The organism is Novosphingobium sp. KA1 (assembly GCF_017309955.1).
Classification (GTDB): Bacteria; Pseudomonadota; Alphaproteobacteria; order Sphingomonadales; family Sphingomonadaceae; genus Novosphingobium.
This window is the reverse complement of the sequence record NZ_CP021247.1, coordinates 3,547,666-3,568,440: the sequence shown is the minus strand read 5'-3', so window position 1 is coordinate 3,568,440 and position 20,775 is coordinate 3,547,666. Positions and strand designations below refer to the sequence as shown.

General features: G+C 65.9%; 18 protein-coding genes. 14 read left to right on the top strand and 4 right to left on the bottom strand.

Translation table 11 applies throughout. The features are described from left to right. Nucleotides 1–5: 5 nt before the first annotated feature. Nucleotides 6–2,324: a 5-amino-6-(D-ribitylamino)uracil--L-tyrosine 4-hydroxyphenyl transferase CofH gene (cofH, locus tag CA833_RS17150; RefSeq protein ID WP_207078734.1), complete on the top strand. Its 2,319-nt coding sequence runs from the start codon at nucleotides 6–8 to the stop codon at nucleotides 2,322–2,324. A 9-nt stretch (nucleotides 2,325–2,333) separates the two neighbouring features. Here cofH and CA833_RS17145 read toward each other — a convergent pair whose 3' ends face one another. From CA833_RS17145 to CA833_RS17135, 3 genes are all read right to left on the bottom strand, one after another. Continuing rightward, complete coding sequence (locus CA833_RS17145) at nucleotides 2,334–2,807, bottom strand: VOC family protein (RefSeq protein WP_207078733.1); 474 nt, start codon at nucleotides 2,805–2,807, stop codon at nucleotides 2,334–2,336. Nucleotides 2,808–2,887: 80 nt separating this feature from the next. Next, nucleotides 2,888–4,069, bottom strand: a complete 1,182-nt coding sequence (locus tag CA833_RS17140) for a sulfotransferase (RefSeq protein WP_185928717.1) — start codon at nucleotides 4,067–4,069, stop codon at nucleotides 2,888–2,890. A gap of 147 nt (nucleotides 4,070–4,216) precedes the next feature. Beyond that, the gene (locus tag CA833_RS17135) at nucleotides 4,217–5,113 is read right to left on the bottom strand and encodes a helix-turn-helix transcriptional regulator (protein ID WP_142633111.1); all 897 of its coding nucleotides are present in this window, start codon (nucleotides 5,111–5,113) and stop codon (nucleotides 4,217–4,219) included. Between the two features lie 167 nt (nucleotides 5,114–5,280). On the opposite strand from CA833_RS17135, the gene CA833_RS17130 reads away from it, so the two are divergent. From CA833_RS17130 to CA833_RS17120, 3 genes are read left to right on the top strand one after another with little or no spacing between them, the layout of a single operon-like run. Next, the gene (locus CA833_RS17130) at nucleotides 5,281–6,075 is read left to right on the top strand and encodes an SDR family NAD(P)-dependent oxidoreductase (RefSeq protein ID WP_242526170.1); all 795 of its coding nucleotides are present in this window, start codon (nucleotides 5,281–5,283) and stop codon (nucleotides 6,073–6,075) included. 22 nt (nucleotides 6,076–6,097) lie between these two features. Continuing rightward, the gene (locus tag CA833_RS17125; protein WP_207078732.1) at nucleotides 6,098–7,105 is read left to right on the top strand and encodes a zinc-binding dehydrogenase; all 1,008 of its coding nucleotides are present in this window, start codon (nucleotides 6,098–6,100) and stop codon (nucleotides 7,103–7,105) included. A gap of 1 nt (nucleotide 7,106) precedes the next feature. Continuing rightward, on the top strand, nucleotides 7,107–8,354 hold the full coding sequence (locus tag CA833_RS17120) for an MBL fold metallo-hydrolase (RefSeq protein ID WP_207078731.1): 1,248 nt from the start codon (nucleotides 7,107–7,109) through the stop codon (nucleotides 8,352–8,354). Between the two features lie 163 nt (nucleotides 8,355–8,517). Here CA833_RS17120 and CA833_RS17115 read toward each other — a convergent pair whose 3' ends face one another. Continuing rightward, complete coding sequence (locus CA833_RS17115; RefSeq protein ID WP_207078730.1) at nucleotides 8,518–9,615, bottom strand: helix-turn-helix transcriptional regulator; 1,098 nt, start codon at nucleotides 9,613–9,615, stop codon at nucleotides 8,518–8,520. Nucleotides 9,616–9,673: 58 nt separating this feature from the next. Between CA833_RS17115 and cysD the strand changes: the two genes are divergently transcribed. The 10 genes from cysD (at nucleotide 9,674) to CA833_RS17065 (ending at nucleotide 20,713) form a co-directional block, all read left to right on the top strand. Continuing rightward, entirely contained in the window at nucleotides 9,674–10,624 is a 951-nt protein-coding gene (gene cysD / locus CA833_RS17110; protein WP_370584529.1) for a sulfate adenylyltransferase subunit CysD, read from the top strand. After that, nucleotides 10,624–12,582: a sulfate adenylyltransferase subunit CysN gene (gene cysN, locus CA833_RS17105; protein WP_207078729.1), complete on the top strand. Its 1,959-nt coding sequence runs from the start codon at nucleotides 10,624–10,626 to the stop codon at nucleotides 12,580–12,582. Before cysD ends, cysN begins: the two co-directional genes overlap by 1 nt. Beyond that, nucleotides 12,582–13,331 (top strand): 3'(2'),5'-bisphosphate nucleotidase CysQ, encoded by a 750-nt coding sequence (locus CA833_RS17100; RefSeq protein WP_207078728.1) that lies wholly within the window; start codon nucleotides 12,582–12,584, stop codon nucleotides 13,329–13,331. Before cysN ends, CA833_RS17100 begins: the two co-directional genes overlap by 1 nt. 75 nt (nucleotides 13,332–13,406) lie before the next feature. After that, nucleotides 13,407–14,075 (top strand): TetR/AcrR family transcriptional regulator, encoded by a 669-nt coding sequence (locus tag CA833_RS17095; RefSeq protein ID WP_207078727.1) that lies wholly within the window; start codon nucleotides 13,407–13,409, stop codon nucleotides 14,073–14,075. 151 nt (nucleotides 14,076–14,226) lie between these two features. Beyond that, entirely contained in the window at nucleotides 14,227–15,210 is a 984-nt protein-coding gene (locus CA833_RS17090) for an MDR family oxidoreductase (RefSeq protein ID WP_207078726.1), read from the top strand. Nucleotides 15,211–15,309: 99 nt separating this feature from the next. Then, a complete protein-coding gene (locus CA833_RS17085) occupies nucleotides 15,310–17,010 on the top strand; it encodes a class I adenylate-forming enzyme family protein (RefSeq protein WP_207078725.1) in 1,701 nt (566 codons plus the stop codon). 13 nt (nucleotides 17,011–17,023) lie between these two features. Further along, nucleotides 17,024–17,446: a nuclear transport factor 2 family protein gene (locus CA833_RS17080; RefSeq protein WP_207078724.1), complete on the top strand. Its 423-nt coding sequence runs from the start codon at nucleotides 17,024–17,026 to the stop codon at nucleotides 17,444–17,446. A 228-nt stretch (nucleotides 17,447–17,674) separates the two neighbouring features. Then, a complete protein-coding gene (locus CA833_RS17075; protein ID WP_142633132.1) occupies nucleotides 17,675–18,412 on the top strand; it encodes an SDR family oxidoreductase in 738 nt (245 codons plus the stop codon). Nucleotides 18,413–18,459: 47 nt separating this feature from the next. After that, entirely contained in the window at nucleotides 18,460–19,941 is a 1,482-nt protein-coding gene (locus CA833_RS17070) for an aldehyde dehydrogenase family protein (protein WP_207080156.1), read from the top strand. Continuing rightward, nucleotides 19,883–20,713, top strand: coding sequence for a TetR/AcrR family transcriptional regulator (locus tag CA833_RS17065; RefSeq protein WP_207078723.1), 831 nt, complete (start codon nucleotides 19,883–19,885; stop codon nucleotides 20,711–20,713). The genes CA833_RS17070 and CA833_RS17065 overlap by 59 nt, the downstream gene beginning before the upstream one ends. The last annotated feature ends 62 nt before the right edge of the window (nucleotides 20,714–20,775 follow it).

The following is a 20,775-nucleotide window of genomic DNA, read 5'->3' as shown; positions in this document are numbered from 1 at the left end:
AGCAGATGCAGGATGATAGCCACACGCTGAAGGCATGGCTGCTGGCGGCTCAGTTGGAGGACGTCACCGCGCGGGCAAGGGCGCGGCGCGAGGCAAACGGTCCGGCGCGGATGACTTATTCGCCCAAGGTCTTCATCCCGCTGACACGCCTTTGCATGGACGTCTGCCACTACTGCACGTTCGCGACGACGCCGTCGCGGCTCGAGGCACCCTACCTCACGCCTGAGGAAGTGCTGGACATAGCCCGCGCCGGGGCCGCGGCGGGGTGCCGGGAGGCGCTGTTCACGCTGGGCGATGCCCCGGAGCGCCGTTATGCCGCCGCGCGCGACTGGCTGGCGGAGCGGGGCTTCGCGCGCACCGTGGACTATGTGCGCCACTGCGCCGAACTGGTGCTGAAGGAAACCGGCCTGCTGCCGCACGTCAACGCCGGTGTGCTGGAGGAAGTGGACTACCGGATGCTGCGCCCGGTCGCGGCTTCGGTGGGGCTGATGCTGGAAAGCACGTCGGAGCGGCTGCTGGAAAAGGGCATGTGCCACCATGGCTCGCCTGACAAGGTGCCGGCGCTGCGGCTCGCCTCGCTGGCGGCGGCCGGTCGCGCACAGGTGCCGATGACCAGCGGCGTGCTGATCGGCATTGGCGAGACGGCGGAAGAACGCATCGACGCGCTGATCGCCTTGCGCGATCTGCACCGCGAGCATGGCCATTTGCAGGAAGTGATCGTCCAGAACTTCTGCCCCAAGCCAGGCACGAAGATGGCCCGCGCGCCGGAAGCGAGCGAGGCGGATTTCCTGCGCGTGGTCGCCGCCGCGCGCATCCTGCTGCCGGACGAAGTATCGATACAGGCGCCGCCCAATCTGAATGATGAGCGGCTTGTCGAACTGATCGACGCGGGGATCGACGATTGGGGCGGCATCTCTCCGGTAACGCTCGATCATGTAAACCCGGAAGCGCCCTGGCCCGAAGTGGAGCGGCTGCGTGCGATCTGCGCGACCAAGGGCCTGCCGCTGGTCGAGCGCCTGACGGTCTATCCGCGCTTCGTGATGAGCGAGGACCGTTCATGGCTCGATTCGGCGATCCGGCCAGCCGTGCTACGCCATGCCGATGCCGAGGGGCTGGCGCGCGACAGCGTCTGGAGCCCCGGTCTGGCCGATCAGCATGCACCAGGCAGTGTTCGCGCTCCGCTGGGGCAGTTCCATGCCGGCCCGGTCGCAGCCTCGCTCCATCGTATTCTTGATCGTGCGGCGAGCGGCGTGACGCTCAGCGAGGACGAGATCGTCGATCTTTTTGCCACGCGCGGCGCTGCGGCGCAGGCGGTGATCGCCGCGGCCGACGCCCTGCGCGCCGAAGTCAGCGGCGATGCAGTGACGTACGTCGTCAATCGCAACATCAACTACACCAACATCTGCACGCACACTTGCTCGTTCTGCGCTTTCTCGAAGACCAGCAGCAAGGCGGGCTTCCGTGACAAGCCCTACAATCTCGACTTGTCGGAAGTCGCGGGCCGCGCGCGCGAAGCGGTGGAGCGCGGGGCGACCGAAGTCTGCCTGCAAGGCGGCATCCACCCGAGCTATACCGGCGAAACCTACCTTTCGATCTTGCGCGAAGTGAAAGCGGCGTGCCCGGACCTTCATGTCCACGCCTTCTCTCCGCTGGAAGTAAGCCAGGGCGCGCGTACGCTGGGCATGCCGGTGCGGGACTATCTGGCGATGCTGAAGGATGCGGGGCTGGGCTCGCTGCCCGGTACGGCGGCCGAGATCCTTTGCGACGACATTCGCGAGCAGATCTGCCCGGGCAAGCTGACCACGCAGGAATGGCTGGATGTGGTCGGCACCGCGCATGCTGTCGGCCTGCCGACGACGTCCACGGTGATGTTCGGTCACCTCGAAGGCATCGGGCACTGGGCGCGGCACCTGCTGGCGCTGCGCAATCTCCAGCTCGAAACCGGCGGCATCACCGAATTCGTGCCGCTGCCGCTCGTGCACATGGAAGCGCCCTTCTACCGGCGTGGACAGTGCCGCAAGGGGCCGACCTGGCGCGAGGCGGTAATGATGCACGCGGTGGCGCGTCTGGCGCTGAATGGGGCGATCAACTCGATCCAGTGCTCCTGGGTGAAACTGGGCATGGACGGGGCCGCCGCCGTGCTGGCAGCGGGCGCCAACGACCTTGGCGGTGTGCTGATGGATGAAAGCATCAGCCGCGCCGCAGGGGCAGCACACGGGCAGGGGGTGACGATCGCGGAACTGCGCACGGCGGCGGAAAGCGTGGGGCGCACATTGAAGCAGCGTACCACGCTTTACGGCGAAGTGGCATTGGAAGCGGTTTGAACCGGGACCTTACATGGCCTTGATCTGCTGCCACATGGCTTCGGGCATCCAGGTGTATTCGATGTAGTGCCCGAAGACCTTGCGGGCATCGAGGTAGAGGAACTTCAGCGCGTCCGGATTGTCGTCAGGCTCGCGCTCCATGGCGATGGGAAACTCCTGGCTGTCGACCCGTTTGCGAAAGTCCGGCCAGTCGTCCACCCCAAAGCAGATATGGTGGAAGCGCAGCGGTCCACCGTTCGACTGGCAACCCGCGTAGATGCCCACTTCGTCGATCTCGTTTTCGATCAGTTCGATCTGGAGTTCGCCGATCCAGATGAAGCAGATCCGCCCCTTCTGGCGTTTCAGGCCCTGCGGCGTGAGCACTTGCTGGTCCACCGGGATGATTACCGGTTCACGGACGAGCCCGCGCCTGCGGAACAGGTCGATTCCGGCTTCAAGATTGTCGCAGACGTAGGCGTTCTGGTAATGGCGGCCTTCAAGCATCGGTCTCTCCTGCAGTCTTGCGCAAGCCCCTGGACCCGTCGCCCCGGCGAGGGCGACGGGTCTGGAAGGAGTTCGCCGTCTCAGCCCTCGCGGGCGACGTCGTAGCGCGAAAGATAGCGTTCGAAGAGCGGTTCGAGTTCGGCCTTGTCGATGCCGTACTGGGCCAGCTTGTATTCGTGCTTGCCGAACTTGTCCTGCGGGTTGTCGTCCACCCACTGCTGGATCCCGGCCTCTGCCTCGGCGGTCCATTCGTCGCCCAGTTGCCGGTAGACCTTTTTCATGGTGCCGATCGGATCGGCCGTCATATCGGCGTAGTGGACGTCGATAATCTTGTCCTCGCCATGCCTGTCACGGAAATCCATGATCCGGTTGGCGTGCTCGGCGGCCTGCCAGGTGTAGTTTTCCTTGAGCCACGCGGTATCCGGCTTGCCCATGTGTGCCATGTGGCTGAGCGAGATGATCGAGCAGAGCGACCCTGTGGCGGTGAAGGGATCGCGGTGCGCCCAGAGCACGCGGGCGTCGGGATAGACCTTGAAAATCGTCTCCAGCCATAGCGCATGGCTGGGCTTCTTCACGTTCCACACGCCGCCGGCGTTCTGCTGGAGTACTTGCAGGAACTTCTTGTGGTATTCGTAGGCGCTGGTCATGTCGCAGGAGAAGATGAATTCCTTGTAGCCCGGCAGCTTGCCCTTGGAATCGATCATCAGTGTCTTGAAGTCGTGCGCCATGAAGAACACGCACTCGTTCGGATAGACGGCCGAGCCGCGATAGTACTTGCCCATCGCCGGATTGGCCTCGAGCATCGCCTTTTCCTGCGCCAGACGGGCCTGCGCGCGCGGATCGGTGGTGAGCAGTTCCTTCGAGGCGACCGGCGGGACCGGATCGTCGATTTCCCAGGTCAGCGGCGAGCGGCGCGCCGGGTCGGCGGCGAGCAGGTTCGAGAGCAGCGTGGTGCCGGTGCGCGGCACGCCCATCACGAAGACCGGCTTTTCGACCGGGCGACTGAGCAATTCAGGGTTCTGGCGCAGGTAGTCGGAGATCTTCAGGCGGCCGCGCAGATAGTGCACGATGTCCGCCTTCGCGCGGGCTATACCGCCCTCGGTATATTGACCGCGCGCGATGCCGGCGTTGAAATCGCCCACAAGAACGTCGAAGCCTTCGCGCCATGTGTCGTTGTCGAAGGTGTGGATGCCGGTCTCGTTCATCGCCTGTTCGACGAGTGCATCACCGACGAGTTTGTCCATCGTGAGGTGTTCGGTCATTTCGTGATCCTCTTTCCCGTGTCTCGGCGCGGGCCGCTGCGGCGACCTCATCGCCATGAGATAGCCAGCGGGAGAGCCGCCTTGGCAATGCGGCTGACATGACGGATCAGGACGTAATGTCGAATATGGGCCAAGACCCGCCGCCCCTCATGCTGCGGCGGAGGCCATCGAGGACAAGGCGCGCGCCTGCCGCTGGCGGAACGTGCTGGGGCTGGCGCCCACTGCGCGGCGAAACGCGAACGTGAAGCTGGAGGGGGAGGCAAAGCCCATGGCGAAGGCGACCGTCTTCACGCTTTCGCCTTCCATCAACAGGCGTTTGGCGGCTTCCATCCGGCGCTGTTCGATATAGTCGCCGATCGAGCAGGCGCGGCTGACGCGAAAGCCGCGGGTCAACTGACGCACGGAGAGCCCGCACATGTCGGCCAGATCCTTGAGCGACGGGGAAGTGAGGTCGCTGGCCAGCCGTTCCTCGATCAGGCGCAGCCGCCAGCCGGAAAGGCCGCCGGTCATCGGTCTTTCGGCAACTTCGAGGCCGTAGCGCCCGAGCTCGATGGCCAGTTCGCCGCCCAGCAGTTCCAGCATGCGCTGCGCGGCAAGGCCGGGGTGGCGCACTTCGGCGGTGATGCGGAACAGCAGCGCCCGCACATGCGCGCTGCCGATGTCGAGCGCTGCGGCGAGGTGCGCATCGTCCCACGGCAGTTCTCGGCCGAGCAGGTCGTGCACCAACGCGGCGTCGATGGTGCAGACCAGGGAGGCTTGCCGGCCGCTGCCGCCGCGAATGTAGAGCGCCTCTCCGGGGGGGATCGCAAAGATGTCGCCCAGACGTTCGAACCGGTGCGGGCCCCAGCGCTCGCGATAGCCGCCGCGCGAGTCCAGCGGGCGCGGGGTCAGGCACATGTTGACATGATAGCCCGAGCCGAGGGCATGGCGCGTGTCGGTCGGTTCGGGAATGTCGAACCGCACGATCTGCGCGGTGATTCCGGCTGCGGAAAGTTCCGCATCGACAATCATCGTCGGCGAATGGGCAAGTTGCGTTTCGGGCATGGCAGGCTCTCCGGGGCGTGTCGGGTCGCTGGCCCGAATTCGTGTCCCTGATGCTTGGATAGGGCCCGAACTCTACGATTGCCACACTTGCGGGACAAGCCGCCCACGGGAAACATCGCGCCAACGAAAGTGCCGGCAGGAAAGTCGGTGGAGGGATCGAGGAGAGAATGATGGCCAAGGGCCTTTTTGACTGCACGGGCAAGGTGACGGTGGTGACCGGCGGCAACGGCGGTATCGGCTTCGGCTTTGCCATGGGCGTGGCCAAGATGGGCGGCGATCTGGCGATCTGGGCGCGCAACGCGGAAAAGAGCGCGAAGGCCAAGGCCGAACTGGAAGCGGCCGGCGCGTGCAGGGTGATCGCCTATCAGGTCGACGTTTCGGAAGAGGCGAACATCAAGGCCGGTTACGAGCAGGTGATGGCCGATTTCGGCCGGGTGGACTGCGTGTTTGCCAACTCCGGTGCAAGCCCGCGCTACAACTCGGCCTTCGAGATGCCGACCGAGCATTGGTACGAATTCCAGAAGACTGCGCTGGACGGTGCGTTCTTCACGCTGCGTGAAGGCGCGCGGTTGATGAAGGAGCGCGTGGAGGCGGGAGACCAAAGCGGCGGCAGCCTTGTCGCCTGTGGTTCGCTCTCGCTGTTCCAGGGTCTGCCGGGCAAGATGGAATATGCCGCATCGAAGGCGGCGGTGGCGGCGGCGATCCGCTGTCTGGCCATCGAGCTGGCTCCGCTGGGCATTCGCGCCAACGTCGTGGCGCCGGGCCTCGTCATCACGCCGATGATGGGCGAGGGCGCCCGCGCTGATGCCGTGGCCGCGCATTTCGCGCCGACGATCCCGATGAAGCGCACCGGCTATCCGGCCGACTTCGAGGGCATCGGCGCCTATCTTTGCTCGGACGCAAGTTCGTTCATGACCGGCGAGACGGTCACGATCGACGGCGGCTACATGGTTCGCCCGTAAGCGGGGCTTGGGGAGAGACGTGATGGAATTGCTCAAGATTCATGGGCAAGGCGACGTTCGCCTCGATGCCTACGAACGTCCGGCGGCCGGGCCGAAGGACGTGGTCGTCAGGATGAAGTCGGTTGGCATCTGCGGATCGGACCTGTCCTACATCAAGATGGGCGGCATTCCGCCGGGCGTGGAGACCGCGCTGGGCCATGAAGGCGCGGGCGAGGTGATGGAAGTCGGCGCCGAAGTCGCCGGGATCGCGGTGGGTGATGCCGTCATCGTCAACCCGATGATGACGCCCAGCAACATCGGTTCGGGCGGCCCGGAAGGCGCGTTCACGCAGGAACTGCTGGTGCGCGAGGCGCGCCTCGGCGATTCCATCCTGCCGATCCCCGAGGGCATTTCCTACGACGTGGCCGCGATGTGCGAGCCGCTGGCCGTGGCCATGCACGGCGTCAACCGCGCCGATGTGAAGCCGGGTGACAAGGTCGTCGTGTTCGGCTGCGGGCCGATCGGGCTTGGCATGTTGCTCTGGCTGGTCGATCGCGGCGTGACCGATGTCGTCGCGCTGGACCTTTCCGAAGAGCGCCTGGAGCGCGCGCGGGCGCTGGGCGTGCAGGCTGCGCTCGATCCCACGAAGGTCGATCTGCGGGCGGAACTGGCGAAACTGCACGGCGAAGTGCCCAGCTACGGCCGCGTGGGCGTGGGCACCGATGCCTTCATCGACGCGGCGGGCGCGCCCAACATCCTGACCGATGTGATCATCATGGCCAAGCTGCATGCCAGGCTGGTCATCACCGCCGCCTACATGCGGCCCATCGAGTTCCCGGTCGGCCGCATGCTGACCAGCGAGATGACGATCACCACGGCGGTTGGCTATCCCACCGAAATGCCTGAAGTTGTCGCCGCCATGCCCCGCCTGAAGGACAAGATCGCGCCGATGATCAGCCACAAGCTGCCGTTCAGCGAAATCATGAAGGGCCTGGAAATTGCCGCCACGCCGCAGTCCGCCAAAGTCATGATCGGGATCGAGGAGGCTTGAGATGGCCGATATGAAGGATGCCGGTCCGAAGCTGGCGGGCCTGGTCCGCTCGGGTGACGAGCAGGCCGAGGCTATCGCGGTCACCGATTTCGTGTTTCAGGCGAACGATATCTCGAACGCCTACCTCGTGACGACGTCCGAGGGCGACGTCATGATCAACACCGGCTTCATGGACAATGCAGAGCGCACCAAGCGCTTGCTGACCCCGCATCGCACCGGGCCGCTGGCCTTTATCATCCTGACGCAGAGCCATGCGGACCACTTCGGCGGCGTGCCGGAATTCCTGGAGCAGGGCACGCAGGTCGTCGGCGGGCCGGGCTTCAATGAAGCGCTTTCGGACATGATGGACCTCCAGCCCTTTTTCGGGCCAAGGAGCGGGAAGCTCTGGGGGGCGACGCTGAAGCGCGGCGGTTCGCCCAAGCCGGCCCCGCACGTGGTTCCCGACATCCTCGTCGACCGCCGCCTGACCATCGATCTTGGCGGGCGGACCTTCGAACTGATCTCCACGCCCGAGGGCGAGACCGTCGATGCGCTGACGGTCTGGCTGCCCAAGGAGAAGATCGCCTTTACCGGCAATGTCTTCGGGCCGGTCTGGCTGTCGATGCCGTTCCTCAACACCCTGCGCGGAGACAAGCCGCGTCTGGTGCGCAACTACCTGAAGTCGCTGGAGACGATCCGCGACCTTGGGGCCGAGATCGTTGTTACCGGCCACGGCGAGGCCATTCGCGGAGCCGAGCGCATCCGTGCCGATCTCGACAGGATGCACGCGGCGGTAAGCTACGTGCGCGACTATACGCTGGAAGGCATGAAGGCGGGCAAGGACGTGCACAGGCTGATGCGCGAATTCGTCTGGCCCGAGGGGCTGGAGATCGGCGAATTCCACGGCAAGGCAGCCTGGGCGGTCAAGTCGATCTGGCGCGAGTACGCGGGCTGGCTGCACTATGAGGACGGTACGACGGCGCTCTACGGCGTGCCGCGTTCCAGTGTGGATGGCGATCTGGTCGAACTGGCTGGCGGCGCGGTCAAGCTGGCGGAACGGGCGCAGGCGAAGCTCGATGCGGGCGCTCCGCTGGAGGCCGTGCATCTGACCGATATTGCCCTCAGCGCGGAGCCGGACAATGCGGCGGTGCTGACCGTGCGCAAGGCGGCGCATGAGGCGCTGCTGGCGGCGTCGGGCGGCAGGAACCTGTCCGAGATGATGTGGCTGCGTTCGGAAATCGGGGCGATGGAGGCCAAGCTGGGGGATTGATCTGCTAAAACCTCGTCGTCCCCGCGCAGGCGGGGACCCCGCTTGGTCTTCTGGCCTCGCGCTAGCGTGCAAAAAGGAAGCGGGGCCCCCGCCTGCGCGGGGGCGACGAAGTTTTTGGGTTTGAGGTTGGGTTTGGGTTCGCGGCGTCGTGCGGGCGCGTGTTTTACGCCATCACCGCGCTGCTCTCATAAACCAGCCGCACGAGTTCCGCTTGCCCGCGCACGCCCAGCTTGGCGTAGAGCCGCTTGGAATAGTTGCGCGCCGTTTCCAGGGTCAGGCCCATGCGCTCCGCCGCTTCGGCGATGGAGTGGCCGTCCGCCAGCGCCATTGCCAGTTCCGCCTCGCGCCGGGGCAGGTCGAAGACGGCTGCCAGTCGTTCGGCGCTCTGATCCGAATGCGGGCGGGGCAGGGTGCAGAGCGCCAGGATCGCCGGTGCCGCGAGGGTCTGCGCATTCTCGGCGGGCATTAGCAGCGCCTCGATATGCGGGTTGTCCCGCAGCAGCAGCGGCCGTGCGGACAGCGCGGGGGCCTGGGTCATTTCCGCCGCGATGGCCGCCAGCTTGCGCTCGGCGGCAAGGTCGAGGCCCAGCACGCGCTCGCCCGGGCGCAGCGCCGCGCCGCAGTGCGTCTGCCAGAATTCCGCCAGCGCGCGATCGGCCACCACGATGCGCGCTTCGGCATCCAGAAGCATCCAGCCCTTGCCGGTGCGCTCCAGCCCCATGGCGTTGATCCGCGCCGCAAGCCGGTCGCGGTCCATCGCCACGAGATTCTCGACCGCGATGGCCACGTAAGGCGCCAGGCTGGAGAGCAGGGCGCTGTCGGCGGCGGTGCACTCGCGCGCACGCGCCATCAGCAGCCATGCGCTGTAGCGCTCGCCGCCGGCGATCCGCACCACGCGCTCGTCGCCGATGCCAAGCTTCGCCATGCGCCGGTTGCGATCCGCGCGCGCCACGGGGTCGTGGTCGATCATCTCCCCGATCGAATAGACCCGCCCCGGCCGCAGGCTGTCGTAGAGGTAGCGGTCAAGGTCGAACGGCCCCTGCTGTTCCGACTCGCGGGCGCGTTTGCGCAAGTCGATTCCGGCATGGCTTTCGACGATGGTGCCATGCGGACCATCGCCCATGCGAAGGATCAGGCTGACGTAGTCGGCCTGGGTGCGACGACGCAATCTTTCCAGAAATGTCGCAAAGCGCGGATCTTCGGCATTTCCCTGAAAGAGCGGGATCAGGAGATCGGTCTCGTCGTTGCTGGTAAGAGCCATACCCTCCCATATGGGAGGTTCGCGGAAATGTCATCCTTGCGATTCGGATCGGGACAGTTTGAAACCCAGCCGAACGGGCGCGAGCCCAAGGGCAGAGGAAGACCTGATGAAAACACTCACGCATCTGGAGCGTCTCGAAGCCGAGAGCATCCACATCATCCGCGAAGTCGTTGCCGAGGCCGAAAAGCCGGTGATGCTCTATTCGGTCGGCAAGGACAGCGCGGTGATGCTGCACCTTGCCCGCAAGGCGTTTTATCCCTCGCCGCCGCCGTTCCCGCTGCTCCATGTCGATACGACGTGGAAGTTCAAGGCGATGTACGAGCTGCGCGACAAGATGGCGCGCGAGAGCGGCATGGAGCTGCTGGTCTACCAGAACCCCGAGGCGGTCGAGAAGGGCATCAACCCGTTCGACCACGGCGCGCTCCACACCGACATGTGGAAGACCGAAGGCCTGAAGCAGGCGCTGGACAAGTACGGCTTCGACGCGGCCTTCGGCGGCGCCCGCCGCGACGAGGAAAAGAGCCGCGCCAAGGAGCGCATCTTCTCGTTCCGCACCTCCTCGCACGGCTGGGACCCGAAGAACCAGCGCCCGGAGCTGTGGAACCTCTACAATGCCAGGAAGGCGCGCGGCGAGTCGATCCGCGTCTTCCCGATCTCCAACTGGACCGAGCTGGACATCTGGCAGTACATCCACCTGAACGACATCCCCATCGTGCCGCTCTACTTCGCCGAGAAGCGCCCGACCGTGGAGCGTGACGGCATGCTGCTGATGGTGGACGACGAGCGCTTCCCGCTGAAGGACGGCGAGGTTCCGGTCGAACGCTCGATCCGTTTCCGCACGCTCGGCTGCTACCCGCTGACCGGCGCGGTGGAGAGCGAGGCGAAGACGCTTCCCGACGTGATCCAGGAGACCCTGCTCACCACCACATCCGAGCGGCAGGGCCGCGCCATCGACAAGGACGCTGGCGGTGCCGGCATGGAAGTCAAGAAGCAGCAGGGGTACTTCTGATGGGACAGAGCGACACTGAAACGGTGCAGAACGACACCAAGGAAGCTGTCTACGTCACCGACAAGCTGATTGCCGAGGACATCGACGCCTATCTCGTCCAGCACGAGCACAAGACGATGCTCCGCTTCATCACCTGCGGCAGCGTCGACGATGGCAAGTCCACCCTGATCGGGCGCCTGCTCTACGATTCGAAGATGATCTTCGAGGACCAGCTCGACGCGCTGCAGTCGGATTCCAAGAAGGTCGGCACGCAGGGGCAGGAGATCGACTTCGCGCTGCTGGTCGACGGTCTTGCCGCCGAGCGTGAGCAGGGCATCACCATCGACGTGGCCTATCGCTTCTTCAACACCGAGAAGCGCAAGTTCATCGTTGCCGACTGCCCGGGCCACGAACAGTACACCCGTAACATGGTCACCGGCGCTTCCACCGCCGACCTTGCGGTGATCCTGATCGATGCGCGCAAGGGCGTGCTGGTGCAGACGCGCCGCCACTCGTACCTGTGCCACCTGATCGGCATCAAGAACATCGTCCTGGCCGTGAACAAGATGGACCTGGTGGATTACAGCCAGGAGGTCTTCGACAAGATCCTGGCGGACTATACCGAGTTCGCGCAGTCGATCGGCATCGAGAGCTTCACCGCGCTGCCGATCTCGGGTTTCAAGGGCGACAACATCACCACGCTCTCGGACAAGACCCCGTGGTACAAGGCGCCAGCCTACGCCGGTGTCCCGCTGGTCGAGCATCTGGAGACGGTGGAGGTTCTCTCCTCGGTCGATGCCGACAAGCCGCTGCGCCTGCCGGTGCAGTGGGTGAACCGTCCGAACCTCGATTTCCGCGGGTTCTCGGGCCTGATCGCCACCGGTTCGGTGAAGGCGGGCGACAAGATCCGCGTCCTGCCCTCGGGCAAGACCAGCACGATCACGCGCGTCGTCACTTTCGACGGCGATCTGGAAGAAGCGGTCGCCGGCCAGTCGGTTACCGTCTGCTTCGCGGACGAGATCGACTGCTCGCGCGGGTCGGTGATCTCGGTTGCCGACAATCCGCCGCAGACCGCCGATCAGTTCGAGGCGACCTTCGTGTGGATGGCGGACGAGGCCATGGTGCCCGGCCGCGCCTACTGGCTGAAGATCGGCACCCAGATGGTGTCGGCCACGGTCCAGGAGCCGAAGTACGAAGTCAACGTCAACACGATGGAGAAGCTGGCGGCCAAGACGCTGGAGCTGAACGCCATCGGCGTGGCGGAACTGACCACCGACAAGCAGATCGTCTTCGAGCCTTATGCCGACAACCGCACGCTCGGCGGCTTCATCCTGATCGACAAGATGACCAACGCCACGGTGGCGGCGGGCATGATCCACTTCTCGCTGCGCCGTTCGCAGAACGTGCACTGGCAGGCCGTGGACATCGATCGCAAGCAGCACGCCGGCCTCAAGAACCAGAAGCCCGCGGTGCTGTGGTTCACGGGTCTTTCGGGCTCGGGCAAGTCGACCATCGCCAACCTTGTCGAGAAGAAGCTGCACCGGATGAACCGGCACACCTTCCTGCTCGACGGCGACAACGTGCGCCACGGGCTCAACAAGGACCTGGGCTTCACCGAGGCCGACCGCATCGAGAACATCCGCCGCGTGGGCGAAGTCTCCAAGCTGATGACCGACGCGGGCCTGATCGTCATCACCGCCTTCATCTCGCCGTTCCAGGCGGACCGCGAGATGGTGCGTTCGATGCTGCCCGAAGGCGAGTTCTTCGAAGTGTTCATCGACACGCCGCTCAAGGTGGCCGAGGCGCGCGACGTCAAGGGCCTCTACAAGAAGGCGCGTTCGGGCGAGCTGAAGAACTTCACGGGTATCGACAGCCCTTATGAAGCGCCGCGGAACCCCGAAATCCGCATCGACACCACGGCGATCTCGCCCGAAGAGGCCGCGAACCTGATCGTCGACACGCTGTTGGGAGACGCCTGATGCGCCACGACGGTAGCCTCACCGACGGCGACCTGGCCGCGCACCTGGCCGAAGTGGCGGGCAAGATCCTGCTCGACGTGCGCAGCTCCGGCCTGTTCTCGGGCAAGGCGCTGGGCAAGGCGGGGGACCAGACCGCCAACCAGTTCCTCTGCCACGCCCTTCGCGAGCAGCGGCCCGAGGACGGGCTGCTCTCCGAAGAGGAAAAGGACAATGCCGAGCGTCTGAGCAAGCAGCGGGTGTGGATCGTCGACCCGGTCGACGGCACCCGCGAATATGGCGAGGAGCGTGCCGACTGGGCGGTCCATGTCGGCATGGCGGTGGACGGTGCGCCGGTGCTGGGCGCCGTGGCGCTGCCGGGCGCCGGGCTTGTCCTGCGCTCCGACCAGCCGGGCGAGGTTCCGCCCGCGCCGGAAACGCTGCGCATGGTCGTCAGCCGCACGCGTCCCGCCAAGGAAGCGACCGGGGTGGCCGAGGAAATCGGCGCCGAACTGGTGCCGATGGGATCGGCCGGGGCCAAGGCCATGGCGATCCTGCTGGGGGATGCGGACATCTACCTCCACTCCGGCGGCCAGTACGAGTGGGACAGCTGCGCCCCTGCCGCCGTGGCGCAGGGCTGGGGCCTCCACGTCTCGCGCATCGATGGCAGCCCGCTGGTCTACAACCGGGAGGACGTCTATATGCCCGACCTGCTGATCTGCCGGAAAGAACATGCCGAACTGGTCCTCGAAAAGGTGAAAGCCTTCCTCTGAGGACAAGCTAATCAACATTGTCGATTAGTAAGCACGCCGCTATGCTCGCCCTTTGATACAGGAAAAGGGGCGGGCATGGAGGCGAAAACACGGCGCAGGACGCGCGATCCGGTCGCGACGCGCGCCGTCATTCTGGATGCGGCGGCCAATCTGCTCGCCAAGGACGGGCCCGAGGGCGTCAGCCTTTCCGCCGTTGCCCATCTCGCCGCCGTCAATCGCGGCACCGCCTACCAGCATTTCGAAACGCGCGAGAAGCTGATCGAGGCGACCATCCAGTGGGTGTCCGACAAGCTGTTCCATGCCGTTTTCGGCGATCCGCAAACCGTGGGCGAGCGCCGGGTCGAGGAAGTGGACGTGGTGTCGCTGACCGAGCGGCTGGCCGATTTCGCGATGGAAAATCCCGACATCTGCCGCGTCTGGCTGCAGCAGGTGCTGGCCTCTCCCGATCCCTCGCAGGACCCGTTCTGGCGGGAATATTGCGGATCGCTGGGGCGCTTTGCCGGCACCGCTCTGGCCGAACCGGGCATCGATTTCGAGGTCTATTCGGTGATGAACCTTGCGGGCGTGTTCTTCTGGCCGATCCTCGCCCGCGCCCATGCCGCCGACGAGGGCGAGCGGCGCGAACTGTCGCGGCGCTATTCGCGCGAGATCCTGCGGCTGTCGATGTACGGCACGATGCGCGCCAAGGCTTTCCCGAAAGTGGCGGACCTGCTGGCGGCGCACGGGGTTTCTCCCGGAGGCTGACCGTTCGGCTGATACCCCGCCCATGATGCCGCTTCGCCTCCGCGATGGCATGGGGCGGCGGCATTGACGCAGCGGCGCATATTCCCTTTCAACCAGGGCCTGCCTAAGCCCGCATCGCCGGGTCCCAGCGTGACCCTTGAGGGAGTATGCCATGTTTTCCGCTATCGTGATCGACAAGACCGATGAGGGCCAGACGGTCACTCTCCAGCAGCTTGACGAAAGCGCGCTGCCCGAGGGCGATGTCGCCATCGACGTCGCGTTCTCGACGCTCAATTTCAAGGACGGCCTTGCCGTCACCGGCGCCTCGCCGGTCGTGCGCAAGTTCCCGATGGTGCCGGGGATCGACCTTGTCGGCACCGTTACGCAAAGCAGCCATGGCGACTGGAAGGCGGGCGATACCGTCGTGCTCAACGGCTGGGGCGTGGGCGAGGGCCACTGGGGCGGGTTGTCGCAGAAGGCCAGGCTGAAGGGTGACTGGCTGGTGCCGCTGCCTTCGGCCTTCACGCCGAAGCAGGCCATGGCGATCGGCACGGCCGGTTATACCGCCGCGCTCTGCGTCGATGCGCTGGTGGACTGGGGCGTGACCCCGGATCAGGGCGAGATCCTCGTCACCGGCGCCACCGGCGGGGTCGGCTCGGTCGCCATCGCCATCCTCAAGAAGCTGGGCTATTCGGTCGCCGCGCTCACCGGCAAGCCGGGCGAGGCGGACTACCTGAAATCGCTGGGCGCGGAAACGATCATCGACCGCGCCGAACTCGCCGAAAAGGGCAAGCCGCTCCAGAAGGAGCGCTGGGCGGGCGTGGTCGACACCGCGGGCAGCCACACGCTGGCCAATGCCATCGCGCAGACCAGGTACGGCGGCGCGGTGGCCGCTTGCGGTCTGGCGCAGGGCTTCGATCTGCCCTCGACGGTCATGCCCTTCATCCTGCGCGGCGTTTCGCTGCTCGGCATCGACAGCGTCATGGCCCCCAAGGCCAAGCGCCTGAAGGCCTGGGACCGTCTGGCCAGGGATCTCGATCCGGCGGCGCTGGAAACCATCGGCCAGACCATCGGCCTCGGCGATGCCATCGAGGCTGCGCGCAAGTTCATGTCCGGAGAGGTCACCGGCCGTTACATCGTTGACGTGAACGCCTGATGCAGCCGGCGCGGCGGGCGGTTTGAGGGAGCCGCCCGCCGCGCCAGAGCATCATTGGGAGAAAGGGCGACACGGCCCTGCAAGGATGGCGAGGAAGGCATGGTCGAAGTCACGCAGGGTCTGTCCATTGCGCGCGGAATTCCGCTGGCGGAAGAGCAGGGCATCGGCCCGCTGACGCTGGGCGGGTTCCTCCGCGAGGTCACGCAGCGCCATGGCCCGGCGGAGGCAGCGGTGATCCATCTGGGCGACACGGTGGAGCGCTGGACGTACGACGACCTCTGGGCCCGTTCGATGGACGTCGCCCGCGCGCTCGTTGCCTGCGGGGTCGGCAAGGGCACCCGGGTCGGGGTTCTGGCGACCAATCGCCTCGAATTCCTCTCCAGCGTCTTCGGCACCGCGCTGGCGGGCGGCGTGGCGATGACGGTCAGCACCTTCTTCACCCCTGCGGAACTGGAAACCGTGCTGCAGATGGGTGGCTGTTCGGTGCTGCTGCTCGAACGCCGCGTGCTCAAGAAGGATTTCGCGCAGACCCTCGTCGATCTCGAACCGCAGATCGGCTCGGCCAGGCCCGGCGAAGTCGCCTCCACCAGGTTCCCGTTCCTGCGCCATCTCGCCGTGATCGACAGCGACGAAGGCCTCGGCGCGATCGAGGGCTGGCAAACGTTCCTCGCGCGCGGAGAGGGCGTCGATCCGGTGCTGGTCGATGCCGCCGCCGCCACGGTCCAGCCGAGCGATCCCGGCGTGCTGTTCTTTTCCTCGGGTTCCACCGGCAAGGCCAAGGGCATCCTTTCGGCCCATCGCGGCGTCTGCCTGCAGCTCTGGCGCTGGCCGCAGTGGTACGCGGTTCAGGAGCCGCCGCGCACCTGGTCGGCCAACGGCTTCTTCTGGTCCGGCAATTTCGCGATGGCGCTGGGCGGCACGCTCGGTTCGGGCGGCTCGCTGGTGCTCCAGCGCTGGTTCGACGCCGGGGAGGCGCTGGCGCTGATGGAGGCGGAGCGGGCGACGATGATCCTTGCCTGGCCGCACCAGTGGGCCCAGCTGATCGCCGCGCCCAATTACGAGACGGTTGACCTGTCGTCGATGGTATACCTCGATGCGCTGACGCCTTGCGCCCGGCATCCCACGATTTCGACGACCTGGCGCGAACCGGCGCAGGCCTTCGGCAATACAGAGACGTTCACGCTGATCTCCGTCTTCCCCTCGGGCACCAGCGAGGACGTGGCAGGCAAGTCGCACGGGCTGCCCACTGCCGGCGCCACGATCAAGATCGTCGATCCCATGACCGGCGCCACGATGCCGCTGGGCGAACGCGGCGAGATCGCCGTCAAGGGGCCGACGCTGATGCTCGGCTATCTTGGCGTGCCGCTCGACGAGACGCTCGACGAGGATGGTTTCCTGCGCACGGCGGATGGCGGTTATCTCGACGCGGCGGGGCGGCTGTTCTGGGAAGGCCGCCTCAACGACATCATCAAGACCGGCGGCGCCAATGTCTCCCCGCTGGAGATCGACGATGTGATCCGCGCCCATCCCGAAGTGAAGATGGTGCAGACCGTCGGCGTGCCGGACGAGCTGCTGGGCGAACTGGTGGTCTCCTGCGTGGTCCCGGTGGAGGGCGTGCGCCCCGATGCCGGATCGATCCGTGATTTCGCCAGGGAAAAGCTCGCCAGCTACAAAGTGCCGCGCAAGGTGCTGTTCGTGGCCGAGGGCGACCTCAAGACCACCGGCAGTGCCAAGATCAAGACGGCGGACCTGCGCAAGCTGGCCGCCGAGCGGCTGGAAGCGGAAACCACACCGGGTTGAGGGGACGAACAGCGTGACACAGGTGCCGCGTTTCGAGGACTGGCTGGAGATCTGCAATCTCAAGGCGCGCTATTGCCGCCTGCTCGATACCAAGGACTGGGACGGCTGGGCCGCGCTGTTCACCGAGGATTGCGAGATCGACACGCGCCCCGCCGGGGGTACGCTGGAGCAGGGGCGCGATACATTTGTCGCGATGGTCCGCCGCTCGCTGGCCGATGCGAAGACCGCGCACCAGGTCCACTCGCCCGAGATCACCTTTCACGGCGACCGCGCCGACGTGGTCTGGGCCATGCAGGACCGCGTGGTGAAGGACAGCTTTGCGCTGACCGGGTACGGCCATTATCACGAGACCTGCGTGCGTGCTGCCGATGGCTGGAAGATCGCGAAGCAGACGCTCTCGCGGCTGATCGTCGACATGGATATGACCCAGCGCTGAGTGCCTGCCGCCGGGGCGCTTGCTGGGCCGGTCTTTCGGCGAACCGGCGCTGCCGATCGGCGTGATCCGGCCTCGGTGGCAGGTTCTCGGCGTGCCGCCCGGTATCGCGGGGACGGTCCTGCCCAAGCATCGTGGCCGCGATAGGCGGCGCCTTGCGCAAGGGTTAGAGTTCGGGAAATCGTGCCGGACAAGGACCGGCACTCGAAAGCCGTAAGAGCGGGAGGATGCGTGGGTAAGACGATCGTGATCACTGGCGCCGGGGCGGGCCTCGGCCGCGCGCTGGCAAGGCGTTTCGCCGGTGAAGGGGAGACCGTGATCCTGCTGGGGCGCACGCTGTCCAAGGTGCAGGAACTGGCGGACGAGATCGGCCCGGCAGCCATGGCGGTGGAGTGCGACGTGGCCAGCGCCGATTCCGTGCGCCAGGCCTTTGCCGCGATTGCGCAAAAGCACCCGAAGATCGATGTGCTGATCAACAATGCGGCGGTCTACGAACCGTTCACGGTGGCCGAGGCGAGCGACGCGCAGATCGACGGTATCATCGCCACCAATCTCAATGGCCCGATCTACTGCTGCCGCGCGGCCATCCCGATGATGGAAAAGGGCGGGCAGATCATCAACGTGGGCAGCGAATCCGTCGCCGTGCCGTTCGTGATGCTCTCGCTCTACCAGTGCACCAAGGCGGGTCTCGAACGCTTTACCGAAGCGCTGGTGGAAGAACTGGAGCCTGCCGGCATCCGCGTCACCACCGTGCGCGCCGGGCCGATGTACGAAGCGGGCAAGGCTGCGCCGGGCTGGAATCCCGATGCCGCCATGCGTTTCCATCAGGGCTGCGCGGCCAATGGCATCGACCTGCGCGCGCGCCCGATCTCGCAGACCGAGAACGTCACCGGGGTGTTCCGCTCGGTCATCGATCTGCCGCCCGACGTGCGCGTGCTCCACGTTTCAGTGGGAGCGCGCCGTCCATGAGCGACGCCCAAACCCTGCAAGACGCCATTCCCGCCAAGGATCACACGATGACCACTCTTCCCGACGCCCAGCTCTATATCGACGGCCAGTTGCGGGGCGCCAGCGACGGCGGCACCTTCGAGGTGATCAGCCCCTGGACCGGCGAGGCGATCGGCAAGGCCGCCGATGCCACCGCCGATGACGTGAACGCGGCCATCGCCGCCGCCCGCCGCGCTTTCGACGAGACCGACTGGGCCACCAACACCGAAAAGCGCGTGGCTCTGGTCAAAAAGTACCGCGAGTTGTTCGAAGCGGCCCGTCCGCGTCTTGGCGAACTGGCGATCAACGAGGCCGGCGCGGCGCAGGGGGCGGTCAGCCGGGCCCATGTCGGCATGGCTCTCGACGGCTGGGACGACTACATGGCCGTGTTCGACAAGCTGGAATGGGAAAAGGACTACGGCGAGAAGCCGGCCTTCGGCATGGTTCACAAGCGCATCGGTGTGCGTGAACCCGTCGGCGTGGTGGGCGCGATCACGCCGTGGAACGTGCCGCTCTACGTGAACATCGGCAAGATCGTTGCCGCGCTGCTCGCCGGTTGCACCGTGATCCTGAAGCCCGCGCCCGATACGCCCGGAATGGGCGCGATCTTTGGCGAACTGGCCAGGGAAGCGGGCTTCCCCGACGGCGTCATCAACGTGGTGTTCGGCGCCGATCCGGCGCTGGCGGGCGAAATGCTGGTCACCGATCCACGCGTGGACCTGATCTCGTTCACCGGCTCCACCGGCGTCGGCAAGCGCATCATGGAGCAGGGGGCGGCGACGCTGAAGCGCGTGTTCCTCGAACTCGGCGGCAAGTCGGCCAAGATCGTGCTCGACGATGCACCGAACTTCGCGATGGAAGTGGGCATGGCGATGCTGGTGTTCCATGCCGGGCAGGGCTGCGCCGTGCAGTCGCGCCTGCTGGTGCCGCGCAGCCGTTACGAGGAAGCCAAGGCCATCCTCAAGGGCGCCTACGGCAACTTCGGCGACAACTGGGGCGATATCGCGAACCCGGCGCACATCATGGGCCCGGTGATCTCGAAGCGTCAGATGGAACGGGTGAAGAGCTACATCGATCTCGGGCAGGAAGAGGGCGCCACGCTGCTGGCCGGCGGCAACATCCGCCCCGACAAGGGCGGCGGCTATTTTGTGGAGCCGACCTGCTTCGTGGACGTTACCAATGACATGCGCATCGCTCAGGAAGAGATTTTCGGCCCTGTGCTGGTCGTCATCCCCTACGAGGACGACGAGGATGCCGTGCGCATTGCCAACCAGAGTTCCTATGGCCTATCCGGCGGTGTCAGCTCGGGTGATCTGAACCGGGCGATCAATATTGCCAAGCGTGTGCGCACCGGCTCGATGAGCGTCAACAACGGCATGTGCATCGCTGGCGACATTCCCTTCGGTGGCTACAAGGCCAGCGGCATGGGACGCGAATGGGGTCTGGAAGGCATTGAAGAGTTCACCGACGTCAAGATCCTCGCCTGGCCCGTCGGCCAGGCCGCGGCCTGACGCAAGCGGCTCGGACGAGGCCTTTCTGGGAAGCGACACCGGAGAAGAGAATAGCGGCGAGGACACCGGAACCCCGGCTGTCCCGCCGCATCTCGCCGCCGCCGTCACCGACGCATCGGCGGCGGTCAGCCATAACCTCCACGGGCAGAAACTGGGCCGCAAGGGGCGCGTCACGCGTGAGCGCATCCTTGCCGCCACCATCGAGCTTGTCGAGAAGACCGACGAGCCGGTGACGCTGGGGGCCGTGGCGAGGACGGTCGGGATCGGCATGACGTCGATCTACAACTACTTCACCGACTTCACCGAACTGCTGCTCGCCGTGCTGGAGCCGGTGATGGGCTCGGCGCAGGACGAGTATTTCGTGCTGGCCCGCGACCAGTGGCCGGACGCGGAGCTCAATGCGCGGGCCATGGACTTCGTGCGCGCCTATCACGCGTTCTGGGCCAAGCACACCGGCCTGCTGCACTTGCGTAACTCACTGGCGGACCAGTTCGACGTGCGCATCATGCACCAGCGCGTGAACTCGACCCGGCCGCTGATCGGCCTGTTCGTGGCGCAGATGGACCCGCGCGGGGCGCTGGGCGACACGGCGGTGCTGATGGCGACGACGCTGATGACGGGTATCGAACGCTCGATCACGCTGGCGACCGACAGGCGCTTGCGGCGTATCCTAGGCACGCTGCCGGGGCGGCGCGAGGAAAGCCTGCTGGAGGTCAACGCGCGGCTGATGGAACTGGCGATCCGCGACATGCGGGAGCGGGCGGCGGGGTGAGGCGCCGTTAACAACCTCGCTTCCATGCACAAACCCCATTTCGTCATCCCCGCGAAGACGGG